General features: G+C 65.8%; 13 protein-coding genes. 6 read left to right on the top strand and 7 right to left on the bottom strand.

The window, feature by feature from the left end; all coding sequences use genetic code 11:
• Window positions 1-212 precede the first annotated feature (212 nt).
• The 7 genes from J2X50_RS07695 to J2X50_RS07665 form a co-directional block, all read right to left on the bottom strand.
• Complete coding sequence (locus J2X50_RS07695) at window positions 213-1,709, bottom strand: replicative DNA helicase (protein ID WP_429093764.1); 1,497 nt, start codon at window positions 1,707-1,709, stop codon at window positions 213-215.
• Between the two features lie 194 nt (window positions 1,710-1,903).
• Window positions 1,904-2,227, bottom strand: a complete 324-nt coding sequence (locus J2X50_RS07690; RefSeq protein WP_429093573.1) for a YnfA family protein — start codon at window positions 2,225-2,227, stop codon at window positions 1,904-1,906.
• A 63-nt stretch (window positions 2,228-2,290) separates the two neighbouring features.
• Window positions 2,291-3,580, bottom strand: coding sequence for a class I SAM-dependent methyltransferase (locus tag J2X50_RS07685; RefSeq protein WP_429093571.1), 1,290 nt, complete (start codon window positions 3,578-3,580; stop codon window positions 2,291-2,293).
• A gap of 136 nt (window positions 3,581-3,716) precedes the next feature.
• Window positions 3,717-4,292, bottom strand: coding sequence for a 50S ribosomal protein L9 (gene rplI, locus J2X50_RS07680; protein WP_429093568.1), 576 nt, complete (start codon window positions 4,290-4,292; stop codon window positions 3,717-3,719).
• 215 nt (window positions 4,293-4,507) lie between these two features.
• A complete protein-coding gene (rpsR, locus tag J2X50_RS07675) occupies window positions 4,508-4,756 on the bottom strand; it encodes a 30S ribosomal protein S18 (protein ID WP_018427106.1) in 249 nt (82 codons plus the stop codon).
• Window positions 4,756-5,241: a 30S ribosomal protein S6 gene (gene rpsF, locus J2X50_RS07670; protein WP_347967960.1), complete on the bottom strand. Its 486-nt coding sequence runs from the start codon at window positions 5,239-5,241 to the stop codon at window positions 4,756-4,758. The genes rpsR and rpsF overlap by 1 nt, the downstream gene beginning before the upstream one ends.
• Window positions 5,242-5,546: 305 nt before the next feature.
• Window positions 5,547-7,520 carry an LTA synthase family protein gene (locus tag J2X50_RS07665; RefSeq protein ID WP_429093762.1) on the bottom strand — a complete coding sequence of 658 codons (1,974 nt, stop codon included), beginning with the start codon at window positions 7,518-7,520 and terminating at the stop codon, window positions 5,547-5,549.
• 290 nt (window positions 7,521-7,810) lie between these two features.
• Between J2X50_RS07665 and fabD the strand changes: the two genes are divergently transcribed.
• From fabD to J2X50_RS07635, 6 genes are all read left to right on the top strand, one after another.
• Entirely contained in the window at window positions 7,811-8,752 is a 942-nt protein-coding gene (fabD, locus tag J2X50_RS07660) for an ACP S-malonyltransferase (protein ID WP_429093565.1), read from the top strand.
• Between the two features lie 51 nt (window positions 8,753-8,803).
• A complete protein-coding gene (fabG, locus tag J2X50_RS07655; protein ID WP_429093562.1) occupies window positions 8,804-9,541 on the top strand; it encodes a 3-oxoacyl-[acyl-carrier-protein] reductase in 738 nt (245 codons plus the stop codon).
• Window positions 9,542-9,788: 247 nt separating this feature from the next.
• The gene (locus tag J2X50_RS07650; protein ID WP_018427111.1) at window positions 9,789-10,025 is read left to right on the top strand and encodes an acyl carrier protein; all 237 of its coding nucleotides are present in this window, start codon (window positions 9,789-9,791) and stop codon (window positions 10,023-10,025) included.
• Between the two features lie 30 nt (window positions 10,026-10,055).
• Window positions 10,056-11,318, top strand: a complete 1,263-nt coding sequence (gene fabF / locus J2X50_RS07645) for a beta-ketoacyl-ACP synthase II (protein WP_429093559.1) — start codon at window positions 10,056-10,058, stop codon at window positions 11,316-11,318.
• A gap of 101 nt (window positions 11,319-11,419) precedes the next feature.
• On the top strand, window positions 11,420-12,616 hold the full coding sequence (gene mltG, locus J2X50_RS07640; RefSeq protein ID WP_429093556.1) for an endolytic transglycosylase MltG: 1,197 nt from the start codon (window positions 11,420-11,422) through the stop codon (window positions 12,614-12,616).
• Between the two features lie 21 nt (window positions 12,617-12,637).
• A complete protein-coding gene (locus tag J2X50_RS07635) occupies window positions 12,638-13,528 on the top strand; it encodes a YicC/YloC family endoribonuclease (RefSeq protein WP_429093553.1) in 891 nt (296 codons plus the stop codon).
• Window position 13,529 lies beyond the last annotated feature (1 nt).

Genomic DNA, 13,529 nt, shown 5'->3' with positions numbered 1-13,529 from the left:
GAAGGTGCGGGAAGGTTGAGTTCTGCCGCACCCCCCTCTGGCCTGCCGACCATCTCCCCCGCAAGGGGGGAGATTGGCAGCGGGTGCCTCACGCCTCTCCCTGCAACGCCGGCGATTGGCGAAGGCCGACGCGACGGCTGATCTCCCCCCTTGCGGGGGAGATGGCCGGCAGGCCAGAGGGGGGTGGGAAGGAACGCGGTGTCGGACAAGGCCTACTCTTCTCCAAACCGCTCGGGCAGGTGATGCTCGGGTGCGAGGTCGAAGAAGCGGGTGAACTCGCCCTGGAAGCCGAGGCTGACGGTGCCGGTGGGGCCGTGACGCTGCTTGGCGACGATCACCTCGGCCTTGCCGCGCACGTCGTTCATGTTGGCTTCCCACTGCAGGTATTCGTCGGTGCCGGGCTTCGGCTCCTTGTTCTTGAGGTAGTATTCCTCGCGGTAAACGAACAGCACCACGTCGGCGTCCTGCTCGATCGAGCCCGATTCACGAAGGTCGGAGAGCTGCGGGCGCTTGTCGTCGCGGCTTTCGACCTGACGCGACAGCTGCGACAGCGCGATGATGGGGACGTTGAGTTCCTTGGCCAGCGCCTTCAGGCCGGTGGTGATCTCGGTGATTTCCTGCACGCGATTCTGCGACGCCTTGGCCGACGAGCCCTGCATCAGCTGGATATAGTCGATGATGATGACGTCGAGGCCGCGCTGGCGCTTGAGCCGGCGCGAGCGGGCGGCGAGCTGGGCGATGGAGATGCCGCCGGTCGAATCGATGAACAGCGGGATCTTCTGCAGCGTCTGGGTGCAGCCCACCAGCTTCTCGAAGTCGGCCTCGGTGAGGTCGCCGCGGCGGATCTTGGAGGAGGGCACCTCGGCCTGCTCGGAAATGATACGCGTGGCGAGCTGTTCGGACGACATTTCGAGCGAGAAGAAGCCGACGACGCCGCCGTTGGCGGCCTTGAACGAACCGTCGGCCTGCTGGGCCGGCACATAGGCGTGGGCGACGTTGAAGGCGATGTTGGTGACGAGCGAGGTCTTGCCCATGCCGGGGCGGCCGGCGAGCACGATCAAGTCGGAGGACTGCAGCCCGCCCATGCGGTTGTCGAGGTCGTGCAGCCCGGTGGCGGTGCCGGAGAGATGGCCGTCGCGCATGTAGGCGGCGCTGGCCATGTCGATGGCGGTCTTGACCGCATCGGAGAAGCTTTCGAAGCCGCCGTCGTAGCGGCCGGTCTCGGCGAGCTCGAACAGGCGGCGCTCGGCATCCTCGATCTGCTCGGCCGGCGACATGTCGACCGGCGCGTCATAGGCGACGTTGACCATGTCCTCGCCGACGGTGATCAGCGCGCGGCGGGTGGCAAGGTCGTAGATGGCGCGGCCGTAGTCGGCGGCGTTGATGACGGTGACCGCTTCGGCGGCGAGGCGGGCGAGATAGTGGGCGACGGTCATGTCGCCGACCTTCTCCTCGGCGGGCAGGAAGGTCTTGATGGTGACGGGGTTCGCCATCTTGCCCATGCGGATGAGCTCGGACGAAACCTCGTAGATCTTGCGGTGCAGCGGCTCGTAGAAGTGGGTGGCCTTGAGGAAGTCGGAGACGCGGTAGAAGGCGTCGTTGTTGACCAGGATCGCGCCCAGCAGCGCCTGCTCGGCCTCGATGTTGTTCGGAGCCTCCCGGTAGAGCGGGGTTTCCGCCACTTCGAATTTGCGCGCTGCCTCGGCCAATGTCTTCCCCAATCCGTTCTCGAACACCTCCAGTATCAGAGCTGGCGATGTGGTCCCCGCTTCCCGCGAGGGGTTCGCCCCATATCCACGTTGTTCACAGCAGCCGAAGAGCATCGAGGACAAGGGTTGACGTATATTGCCCTGATTCTACCTGCCGCGGTAAGTCTCGAAAAGAACAAAAAGGGAACAATATGTCACGCGGCACGCGGCGCGAGCAGGATGACCGACGCGCCGAAGACGCAGATGGCGGCACCGGCGAGGTCCCAGCGGTCGGGGCGCACGCCTTCGGCGATCCACAGCCAGCCGAGCGATGCGACGATGTAGATGCCGCCATAGGCGGCATAGGCGCGGCCGGCCGCGTCGGACTCCACCAGCGCCAGCAGCCAGGCGAAGGCGACCAGCGCGGCAAGTCCCGGCACGAGCCACAATGGCGACTTGTCGAGCCGCCACCAGGCCCAGAAGGAAAAGCAGCCGGCGATCTCGGCGAGCGCTGCGGCGGCGTAGATGGCATAGGTCATGGAAAAGGCCCGGTCCGGATGGCAACGGGCCTTTTTCCTATGGAAGCGGGAGGCGATCAAGGGCTACTCCTGGTCGGCCACCTTGCGTCTGCGCGGCGGCTTGGCCGCCGGCCCGGTCCGGCGATGCGCGATGTCGTGCATGGCCAGCGCCTTCTCGCACTTGCCGATGTAGTCGCGCGTGACCGGCAGTATGTCGTTGCGGTGGGCGAGCTGGATCTGGAAGACCATCAGGTCCTGCCAGCGGAACGAGGCCTCTGACGCCGCGAGGTAGAACTCCCACATGCGGCAGAAACGCTCGTCGTAGATCGCCTTGGCCTTGTCGCGGTTGGCGAGGAAGCGCTCGCGCCAGTGCTTCAGCGTTTCGGCGTAGTGCAGGCGCAGGATCTCGACGTCGGTCACCATCAGGCCGGACTTCTCGATCGCGGGCAGGACCTCGGAGAGAGCGGGGATGTAGCCGCCGGGGAAGATGTATTTGCGGATGAAGGCGCTGGTGGCGGTCGGCGGGCCGGCGCGGCCGATCGAATGCAGCAGCATCACGCCGTCGGGCTTCAGCCGCTTCGCCACGGCGTCGAAGAAGGTGCGGTAGTGGTTGACGCCGACATGCTCGAACATGCCGACCGAGACGATGCGGTCGAAGCGCTCGACGAGGTCGCGGTAGTCCCGGAGCTCGAAATGGACCTGGTTCTCCAGCCCCTCCGCCTGGGCGCGCTCGGTCGCGACCGCGTGCTGCTCGGTCGACAGCGTGACGCCGAGCACCTGCACCTCGAAGGACTTGGCGAGGTAGAGCCCGAGGCCGCCCCAGCCGGACCCGATATCGAGCACCGACTGGCCGGGCCTCAGCCGCATCTTGGCGGCGAGGTGCGCCTTCTTGGCGAGTTGCGCCTCTTCGAGCGTCATCTCCGGTTCGGCGAAATAGGCGCAGGAATATTGCATGTCGCGATCGAGGAAGAGGCGGTAGATGTCCCCCGACAGGTCGTAGTGGCGCTCGACGTTGCGTCGGGAGCGCGCCGCCGTATTGACCTGCTGGAAGCGGCGGAAGGCGACGCGCAGCCCTTCGATGGCGCGCGTCCAGGCCGCGTCGATGGTGCCGTTGCCGAGATTCTGGAAGGCGATCCGCATCAGGCCGAGGACGTCGCCGCCGACGATGTCCATCTCGCCGTCCATGAAGCTTTCGGGCACGGCCAGCATCGGGTCGAAGGTAATGGCGCGTTCGGCGCGCCGCGTCTTGATGAGCATGTGGATCGGCTCGCCGCTGCCGTCGCCGAAGCGGTGGGCGGTGCCGTCCGGGCCGGTGACGGTCAGGTCACCTACGCGCACAAGTCTTCCAAGTATACGCTGCAGCAACACGTTCATGGGCAGTGCTCGCGATCTGTCAGTCGTGTAGGCTAATCTTGTTCAATCGCGGCGCGCTTGGCAAGTTCCTCCTGGCATAAAAAAGCCCGGGTGTTTCCACCCGGGCTTGATCAAGAAATTCTGAAGAGGGAGAGGCTTAGGCCTCTTCTTCTTCCTCTGCGTTCGGATCGAAGAAGCTATCCGGACGGGCGTTCTCGTTGATGTCATCGCCGTAGATGGCCTCGGCGGTGGTCAGCGTCTCGCCCTTCGACTGGCGCTCGGCTTCGTCGGCCGTGCGGGCGATGTTGAGGGTGATGGTGACCTCGACTTCGGCGTGCAGGGCAATCGCCACGTTGGTCAGGCCGATGGTCTTGATCGGCTGGTTCAGCTCGACCTGGTTGCGGGCAACCGTGAAGCCTTCGGCGCTGAGCAGATCGGCGATGTCGCGGGTCGAGACCGAGCCGTAGAGCTGGCCGGTTTCGCCGGCCGAGCGGACGATCACGAAGCTCTTGCCGTCGAGTTTGTCGGCGACCTGCTGGGCTTCCGACTTGCGCTCGAGGTTGCGGGCCTCGAGCTGGGCGCGCTGGCCTTCGAACTTCTTCTTGTTGGCTTCGTTGGCGCGGAGCGCCTTGCCCTTGGGCAGGAGGAAGTTGCGGGCAAAGCCGTCCTTGACCTTGACGGTGTCGCCCATCTGGCCGAGGCGGGAAATGCGTTCGAGGAGAATGACGTCCATTTTCCTTGTCCTTTCGTTGGCTGCGAAGGCAGCGAATTGAAATCAACGGGCAAGGAAGCAATCGGGGCGCGGGGAGCGCCGGTTTCGCTGTCCTGCCTGTCGCGGCAGTTAGGATCTCGTGAGAAATCCAACTCGGGATTTGAGGCTCGCCCGGCCGCGCCCGTCGCGGCGGGAGTTTCCGGCCCGGGGCGGAAGCCGCCGGGCCGGAACGAATATCACTTCACCACGTAGGGCAGCAGGCCGAGGAAGCGGGCGCGCTTGATCGCCTGGGCGAGTTCACGCTGCTTCTTCTGGCTGACGGCGGTGATGCGCGACGGCACGATCTTGCCGCGCTCGGAGATGTAGCGCTGCAGCAGACGCACGTCCTTGTAGTCGATCTTCGGAGCGTTGGCGCCGGAGAACGGGCAGGTCTTGCGACGGCGGTGGAACGGACGACGGGTCGGGATCTGATTGATGTCGACCATTATTCTGCACCCCCTTCAACACCTTCGCGCGGACGGCGCGGGCCACGATCACCACCGCCATCGCGGTCGCCGAAGCTGCGCGGACCACGGTCGCCGCGGTCGCGGTCGCCGAAGCGCGGACGGTCGCCGAAGCCACCGCGCTCGCCACGCTCGGAGCGCTCTTCGCGCTTCTGCATCATGGCGGACACACCTTCCTCATGCGCCTCGACCTTGACGGTCATGAAGCGCAGGACGTCTTCGGACAGGCCCTGCTGGCGCTCGACTTCCTTGACGGCAGCCGACGGCGCGGTGATGTCCATGAGCGTGTAATACGCCTTGCGGTTCTTGTTGATGCGGTAGGTGAGGGACTTCAGTCCCCAGTTCTCGACCCGGCCAACCGACCCGCCGGCTGCAGTGATGATGCCCTTGTAGTGTTCGACAAGCGCATCGACCTGCTGCTGCGAGAGGTCCTGACGGGCAAGAAACACATGTTCGTAAAGAGCCATAGTTCTTTGCCTTTCTTCGTTTCCATCTTCCGGTCCCGGCGGCTAGAGCCTCTGCGACCTCCCTGATCCTTCGAGGGCCCGTTGGCCACCGCAGGAGAAGAAAGGAGCACGACGAGACGGTCGAGAGCGGAGACACGGGAGGCGGAAGCGTTTTCGCTTCACACGAAGGCTCTTGCAAACCTCCGGCCCTCCGTTCAGCCCCCAGCTGGGACCGGCAGATGGCGGGCGTCTACAGGCATAGAGCCCAAAAGGCAAGGGCAGCAGTGAATTTCTCGCCGAATCCGGCGCCTTTGGTCGGATCGGGTTCAGCCGAACGCCTCGTCGTGCAGGAACAGCGGCGAGTGGATGCGGTTGGCCACGACCTTGTCGATCGTTTCGGGGAAGAACTCCTTGGCGCCGCGGCGCTTGCCGAACATCATGTCGTACTGCAGCCAGCGGAAATCGCGGATCATCGGATCGATTTCCTTCTCGCGCGACCAGTCGAACTTGGTCGCGCCGAGCCGCGGCAGGAGCACGTTGCGGTCGACGACGCGGAAGCGCTCATGCACCCGGCCGAGGAAGCCCGTGTAGTAGGGATGGCTGATGCCGGCGGTTTCGAGCACGTGCAGCGGCAGGAAGGCCGGGCTGATCGATCCGAGGTCGCGCGCCGGGCCGGTGCGGTTCGACCACACGACCAGCGGCGTCTCGTGCTGCACCAGCATGTCGTTGATCGGCGCCTTGCGCTTGGCCACGGGCTCTTTCATGAAACCGGTCTCGACATAGACCGCCCCGAGCGGCGGCAGGTGGTCGCCGAAGAAGGCGATGACGGTCGGGCGCTTGCGCTTGGCCGCCCAGTCCATCAGGCGCTGCAGGCCGCGGTCGGCGTCCGAGGCGCCTTCGGCATAGCTCAGGATCGAATCGCGCGCCCATTGCGACGTCGGCGCATCGACCTTGTGGGTCGTATTGATGTAGCGGTTGGGCTCGTAGGGGCCATGGCTCTGCAGGCTGACGGCGAAATAGAAGAACGGATGCTCGGTGGCGTCCGCCTGGCGGATGATCTCCTCGGTCAGCGCCGCGTCCGAGGCCAGCGGCCCGCGCTTCTCCAGCGGCGGCATGTTTTCCTCGGACATGAAGCGGTCGAAGCCGAAGGCCTTGTAGACCGGGGCGCGGTTCCAGAACCAGCCCGCGAACGGATGGATGGCGCGCGTCTCGTAGCCTTCGCTGCGCAGGAAGGTGGCGAGCGAGGGCACCGGCGCGCGGACATATTGCTGATAGGGGATGCTGCCCGTGGGCAGGAAGGCGTTCGAGAAGCCGGTCAGCGCCTCGAACTCGACATTGGCGGTCATGCCGCCGAATTCGGGCGAGAAGACGTTGCCGGAGCGCGCGGCGCGCACGGTGGGGATCGGGTCGGGCGTGATCGACACGCCAGGCAGCCGGGTCGGATCCCAGAAGGATTCGCTCATCACCACGATGATGTCGGGCTTCTCCTCGGGCAGGGAAGCGACCACGTCGGTGCGGGCGATTGCGTCGATCGCCTTGGCGGAATAGCCGTGCGGGGCGTTTACCTTGGCCATCGGCACGTTCAGCGCGAAGGCGATGGCGAAGCCGTTGGAGTTGTAGTTCTCCTTCTGGTCCCACATCATCGGGATGATCTGCAGGCGGTCGCGCGTCCACGAGAACGTCGCGTAGTCCATGATCGAGACGAAGAAGGCGAGCGCCGGAATGGCGATGGCCAGCCGCGAGATGCGCGCCCAGAAGGACAGCGCCGGCATGCGGCTGCGCCAGTAGCGCCAGGCGAAGACCAGAAGCGAGATGCCGGCGACGATGCCGACGGCGATGCCGATGCCGGTCAGCGGCCGTTCGCGCACCAGGAGCGGCATCAGCTCGACGATCTGCCGGGCGTAGAGGAAATCGGTCGGGTAGAGCGGGTCGCCGAGATAGAGCGACTTCTGGTGGCCGATGAAGGCCAGGAGCAGCGCCAGCGGGGCGACGATCAGCAGGCCGTTGTGCGGCCGGCCGAGCAGGGCGTCGAGGCCGACGAGCAGGAGGGCGAAGAGCGCGACCGTGGTCCAGCTCGGCTTGAAGGGCTGCTGGAAGAAATGCAGCGTGTCGACGAAGGAGCCGCGGGCGATGAGTTCGATGGCGAAAACCAGCACCGCCGAGACGGTGAGCGTCACCATCACCGAGCGCAGCACGCCCAGCGCATAGGTGCGCCGGCCGAGCGCGGTCTGCTCCGCGTCGTCGGCGCCCTTTACAGCTTTGTCGACTACACTTCCCAACTCGAACTTCCCCGGTGTCATGACGGCGCAAGATGCAGACGTCACCTGAACGTCACCTGAACGTCATCAAACTGTCATGCAGAAGCTAGGGCTTATGGCAAAATTGAGAAGCGTTGGCCAACAATTCGTGTTTCGGCTTAATCATGCGTGATTGTCGACCCGTTTCGATCCCAGGGGCGCTCAAGGCTTGACTTGACAGGGCGCATTGCGCCAGAGCCACAAATTCCGGAGCCGGTGCGCGCCAAGACGCGCAACTGCGCTCCCAGAGATGTCTGCGCGTCGTCGATGCGCCGGAAGCCAGGAGACAGAGAATGGCCATCGCTTTTACTTTCCCGGGTCAGGGCAGCCAGGCCGTGGGCATGGGCAAGGAACTGGCCGATGCATTTCCGGAAGCGCGCCGCGTCTTCGAGGAAGTGGATGATGCGCTCGGCGAGAAGCTGTCGAAGCTGATCTGGGAGGGCCCGGAGGAGACGCTGACGCTGACGGCCAACGCCCAGCCGGCGCTGATGGCCGTGTCGATGGCCGCCTTCCGGGCGCTGGAATCGCGTGGCCTCTCGCTCAAGGACAAGGTTTCCTACGTCGCTGGCCATTCGCTCGGCGAATATTCGGCGCTCGCCGCCGCGGGCTTCGTGTCGGTGGCCGATGCGGCGCGTCTGCTGCGCATCCGCGGCGACGCCATGCAGGCGGCGGTGCCTGCCGGGCAGGGCGCCATGGCCGCAATCATCGGGCTGGAGCAACCCGACGTCGACGCGGCCTGCGCCGAGGCTGCCGAGGGCTCGGTGTGCCAGATCGCCAACGACAATGGCGGCGGCCAGCTGGTCATCTCCGGCGAGAAGGCCGCGGTCGAGCGCGCCGCTGCACTTTGCACCGCAAAGGGCGCCAAGCGCGCGCTGATGCTGCAGGTCTCGGCGCCCTTCCATTCGGCGCTGATGGCGCCGGCGGCCGAGCGCATGCGCGAGGCGCTGGCCGGCGTGAGGAAGAACGTGCCCGTAGTGCCGGTCGTGGCCAACGTCACGGTCCAGCCGATCACCGACCCGGAAGAGATCGCCGCCCGCCTCGTCGAACAGGTCACCGGCCAGGTGCGCTGGCGCGAGACGGTCGAGTGGTTCGGCAAGAACGGCGTCACCACGCTCTACGAAGTGGGCGCCGGCAAGGTGCTGTCGGGCCTCGCCCGCCGCATCAACAAGGAGATCGCGACGGCCGCGGTCAACAACCCGGCCGACGTCGACGCGGCGCTTGCAGCACTAGCCTGAAATCGATGACCCCACCCGTGTGAAGGGTGCGCTTACAAGGGGATTGGAAAAATGCTCGACCTGACCGGCCGCAAGGCACTCGTCACCGGTGCTTCCGGTGGCATCGGCGAGGAAATCGCCCGCATCCTGCACAAGCAGGGCGCCACCGTCGGCCTGCACGGCACCCGCGTCGAGAAGCTCGAGGCGCTGGCGAACGAGCTTGGCGAGCGGGTAAGACTGTTCCCGGCCAACCTCGCCGACCGCGACGAGGTCAAGGCGCTGGGCCAGAAGGCCGAGGCCGAGCTCGAAGGCGTCGACATCCTGGTCAATAACGCGGGCATCACCAAGGACGGCCTGTTCGTGCGCATGTCGGACGCCGACTGGGACCAGGTCATCGAGATCAACCTGACGGCGATGTTCCGGCTTACCCGCGAACTGACGCATCCGATGATGCGCCGCCGCCATGGCCGCATCATCAACATCACCTCGGTGGTGGGCGTGACCGGCAACCCCGGCCAGACCAACTACTGCGCCTCGAAGGCCGGCATGATCGGCTTCTCGAAGTCGCTGGCGCAGGAGATCGCGACCCGCAACATCACCGTCAATTGCGTCGCTCCGGGCTTCATCGAATCGGCAATGACCGACAAGCTCAACGACAAGCAGAAGGAAGCGATCATGGCCGCGATCCCGGCCAAGCGCATGGGTACCGGCAAGGAGGTCGCTTCGGCGGTCGCCTATCTCGCTTCCGACGAGGCCTCCTACGTCACCGGCCAGACGATCCACGTCAACGGCGGCATGGCGATGATCTGACGAGCTTCGCCCGATTTCAGGCCGCCATGCGGCCCGAAAGGGCGAAAGAAGCGGCGATAGGCCGGGAAAACCGGCCTTTTGGCCCTTGGATGCGGTAAAGATTTCGTGTAATGGCGCGCCGCATCGGGTGGCTGGACCGTTAGTCGGCCGCTGCCAGAGCGCTTTGGGAAAGCGTAGAATTGAACTTGATTAGCGGCATTCCGCCCGCTAACGAAGACCTGACAAACACCAGACTGAGGATGCCCACATGAGTGACACCGCAGAGCGCGTCAAGAAGATCGTTGTCGAACATCTTGGCGTCGACGCCGACAAGGTGACGGAAGCTGCAAGCTTCATCGACGACCTGGGCGCGGACAGCCTCGACACGGTCGAGCTCGTTATGGCGTTCGAAGAAGAATTCGGCGTCGAGATCCCCGATGACGCGGCCGAGACCATCCTGACGGTCGGCGACGCCGTGAAGTATATCGACAAGGCTTCGGCCTAAGCGATTGCAGACTTGTCAGGGATGCCTGCGATGAGGCGTGTGGTCGTCACGGGCCTAGGCCTGCTTTCGCCGTTCGGCATGGGCTACGAGCACGGCTGGAAGGAGCTTCTTTCCGGCCGGAGCGCCGCGAGGCGCATCACGGAGTTCGAGGTCGAAGACCTCCCCTGCAAGATTGCCAACGTCATCCCGCGCGGTGACGGCAGCAACGGTACCTTCAATCCCGAAGCGTTCCTGGAACCCAAGGAACTGCGCAAGATCGGCGACTTCATCCTGTACGGGATCGCGGCCGCCGACGAGGCGTTGAAGGACTCGGGCTGGGCGCCCAAGACGCCGGAAGAGCAGAACGCGACCGGCGTCATGATCGGCTCGGGCATCGGCGGCATCGACGGCATAGCCGAGAATGCCCTGATCCTTCGGGAGCGCGGCCCGCGCCGCATCAGCCCCTTCTTCATTCCCGGCCAGATCATCAATCTGGTTTCCGGACAGGTTTCGATCCGGCACGGCCTCAAGGGGCCGAACCATGCCGTGGTCACCGCCTGCTCGACCGGCGCGCACGCCATCGGTGATGCGGCCCGCCTGATCATGTTCGGCGACGCCGACGTCATGTTGGCCGGCGGCGCCGAGGCGCCCGTGACTCGCCTTTCGCTGGCCGGCTTCGCCGCCTGCAAGGCGCTTTCGACCGATCGCAACGACGAGCCCGAGAAGGCCTCGCGCCCCTATGACCGCGACCGCGACGGCTTCGTCATGGGCGAGGGTGCGGGCGTCGTGGTTCTGGAAGAACTCGAGCACGCCAAGGCGCGCGGCGCAAAGATCTACGCCGAGGTGGTTGGTTACGGCCTGACCGGCGATGCCCATCACATCACGGCTCCGGCCGAGGACGGCGACGGCGCGTTCCGCTGCATGTCGGCCGCCCTCAAGCGCGCCAACCTGACGCCCGCCGACGTCGACTACATCAACGCCCACGGCACCTCGACCATGGCCGACACGATCGAGCTGGGTGCCGTCGAGCGCCTGGTCGGCAATGCCGCGTCCAAGGTGTCGATGTCGTCGACCAAGTCGTCGATAGGCCACCTCCTGGGTGCGGCGGGCGCGGCCGAGGCGATCTTCTCGATCCTGGCGATGCGCGACAACATCGCGCCCGCGACGATCAACCTGGACAATCCCGAGCGCGAAACGGCCATCGACCTGGTGCCGAACAAGCCGCGCGCCCGGCAGATCGACGTGGCGCTGTCGAACTCGTTCGGCTTCGGCGGCACCAACGCTTCGCTGGTCTTCAGGCGCTACAACGGCTGAGGCCTGTGGGAAGGCGGCCGGAGAGGCCCCTTCGCCGTGATTTTTGCCATATTCCGCCCTAGTCTCCCGGCGGGGATTCGCAAGAGGGAGTGGCGAGGCAGATGAGCATGAATACGCCAGGCATGGGTGAGGGCGCGCCGCGCCCCGCGCCGTCAAGTCCGATCGTTCCGAAGACGGCCCAGGAGGCGCTGCGCCCGGAAACCGGCACGCCGCCGCCCAGGCGCTCGCGCGCCTCGCGCAGCCAGATCGTCGTGTTCATGAACTTCGTGGTCTCGTCGGTCATGCTGCTGATCGTGGGCGCCGGCGCTGCGCTCTATTTCGGCAAGCAGGAATTCAGCGGCCAGGGGCCGTCGACCGTGGCGACGACCTTCATGGTCAGGCCGAGCACCGGCGTGGCCGACATTGCCGACCAGCTCGAACGCCGTGGCCTGATCAGCGATGCGCGCATCTTCCGGCTGGGCGTGCGCGCCTACGGCAACGACGGCGCCCTGAAGGCGGGCGAATACGAGATCCAGGCCGGCGCCTCGATGCGCGACATCATGGATCTCATGAAGAGCGGCAAGTCGATGCTCTATTCGCTCACCATTCCCGAAGGGCTGACGGTCGAGCAGGCCTGGCAGCGTATCGCCGAACAGGAGGCGCTGACGGGCGACATGCCTGCGCAGATGCCGGCGGAAGGTACGCTCGCCGCCGACACCCAGCGCTTCACGCGCGGGGCTTCGCGCGAGCAGATCGTCAAGAAGATGCTGTCCGACCAGAAGGACCTGGTGGAAAGCATCTGGGCCCGCCGCGCGCCCGACCTGCCCATCGCCGACGTCAACGAGTTCGTGACCCTGGCCTCGATCGTCGAAAAGGAAACCGCTCGCGGCGACGAGCGCTCGCGCGTTGCGGCCGTGTTCATCAACCGCCTCAACAAGGGCATGCGGCTGCAGTCGGACCCGACGATCATCTACGGCATCTTCGGCGGCAAGGGCAAACCGGCCGACCGCCCCATCTACCGCTCCGACATAGACAAGCCGACGCCCTACAACACCTATACGATCAAGGGCCTGCCGCCGACTCCGATCGCCAATCCCGGCCGCGCCTCGCTCGAGGCCGTCGCCAACCCGTCCAAGACGGACGATCTCTATTTCGTCGCCGACGGCACCGGCGGCCACGTCTTCGCCGCGACGCTCGAAGAGCACAACCAGAACGTCGCCCGCTGGCGGGCGTTCCAGCGCAATATCGTCGAGGACGAGAAGGCGGATGACGCGGCCAAGAAGGACGGCACCACGACCAATGCCGTCAAGAAGAACTAGGGCTGTGGGCGGGCTGTCGATATGATCCTGCAGAGCATGACGGGCTTCGCGCGCGCCACGGCGGAGCATGACGGCACGGCCATCGCCTGGGAGGTGAAGTCGGTCAACGGCAAGAGCGCCGAGGTGCGCCTGCGCCTGCCGCAAGGCTACGAGCGGCTCGAGGCGGCGGCGCGGCAGGCGGTCCAGAAGCGGTTCTCGCGCGGCAATTTCCAGGCCACGCTGACCGTTGGCCGGACCGGCGGCGCCATGGTCCAGCCGGTCGTCAACGAGGCGTTCCTGCGCGACGTCGCCGAACTCGCCAACCGCCTGGTCGAGCAGTTCGGCGCGGCACCCGCCACCGCCGACGGCCTGCTTGCGCTGCGCGGTGTCTTCGACGTGCCGGAAGCGGTCGAAACCGAGGAAGAGCGCGCGGCGATCGACGCGGCGATCCTTGCCTGTCTCGACGCGTCTTTGGCGGGGCTCGAACAGGCCCGCTGCGCCGAGGGCGAGGCCTTGCGGGCCCTGCTGTCAGGACATGTCGCCGCCATCGAGACGCTCACGCTCAAGGCCGAGGCGGATCCGTCGCGCGAGCCCGCGGCGATCCGCCAGCGTCTCGCCGATCAGGTGCGCCTGCTGCTCGACGCCTCGTCGGCGCTCGACGAAGCGCGGCTGAACATGGAGGCGGCGTTTCTTGCGACCAAGGCCGACATCCGCGAGGAGATCGACCGGCTGAAGACCCATGTCGCCTCGGCGCGCGGCCTGCTCGCCGGGGGCGGCGCGATCGGGCGCAAGCTCGATTTTCTGGCGCAGGAATTCAATCGCGAATCGAATACGCTATGTTCGAAGTCGAACGCCGCCGCGGTGACCGCCATCGGGCTGGAGCTGAAGGCCGTGGTCGACCAGTTTCGCGAGCAGGTTCAGAATCTGGAGTAGC

Origin of the sequence: Aminobacter sp. BE322 (genome assembly GCF_050433525.1) — a bacterium.
Classification (GTDB): Bacteria; Pseudomonadota; Alphaproteobacteria; order Rhizobiales; family Rhizobiaceae; genus Aminobacter.
This window is presented reverse-complemented; position numbering and strand designations above follow the sequence as displayed.

What these genes read in the sequence shown, in the direction of transcription:
- fabG (WP_429093562.1), top strand. Translation starts at nt 8,804, where the DNA reads ATGCTCGACCTGACCGGCCGCAAGGCACTCGTCACCGGTGCTTCCGGT.
- J2X50_RS07690 (WP_429093573.1), bottom strand. Translation starts at nt 2,227, where the DNA reads ATGACCTATGCCATCTACGCCGCCGCAGCGCTCGCCGAGATCGCCGGC.
- fabD (WP_429093565.1), top strand. Translation starts at nt 7,811, where the DNA reads ATGGCCATCGCTTTTACTTTCCCGGGTCAGGGCAGCCAGGCCGTGGGC.
- fabF (WP_429093559.1), top strand. Translation starts at nt 10,056, where the DNA reads ATGAGGCGTGTGGTCGTCACGGGCCTAGGCCTGCTTTCGCCGTTCGGC.
- rplI (WP_429093568.1), bottom strand. Translation starts at nt 4,292, where the DNA reads ATGGACGTCATTCTCCTCGAACGCATTTCCCGCCTCGGCCAGATGGGC.
- J2X50_RS07650 (WP_018427111.1), top strand. Translation starts at nt 9,789, where the DNA reads ATGAGTGACACCGCAGAGCGCGTCAAGAAGATCGTTGTCGAACATCTT.
- rpsF (WP_347967960.1), bottom strand. Translation starts at nt 5,241, where the DNA reads ATGGCTCTTTACGAACATGTGTTTCTTGCCCGTCAGGACCTCTCGCAG.
- J2X50_RS07665 (WP_429093762.1), bottom strand. Translation starts at nt 7,520, where the DNA reads ATGACACCGGGGAAGTTCGAGTTGGGAAGTGTAGTCGACAAAGCTGTA.
- rpsR (WP_018427106.1), bottom strand. Translation starts at nt 4,756, where the DNA reads ATGGTCGACATCAATCAGATCCCGACCCGTCGTCCGTTCCACCGCCGT.
- J2X50_RS07685 (WP_429093571.1), bottom strand. Translation starts at nt 3,580, where the DNA reads ATGAACGTGTTGCTGCAGCGTATACTTGGAAGACTTGTGCGCGTAGGT.
- mltG (WP_429093556.1), top strand. Translation starts at nt 11,420, where the DNA reads ATGAGCATGAATACGCCAGGCATGGGTGAGGGCGCGCCGCGCCCCGCG.
- J2X50_RS07635 (WP_429093553.1), top strand. Translation starts at nt 12,638, where the DNA reads ATGATCCTGCAGAGCATGACGGGCTTCGCGCGCGCCACGGCGGAGCAT.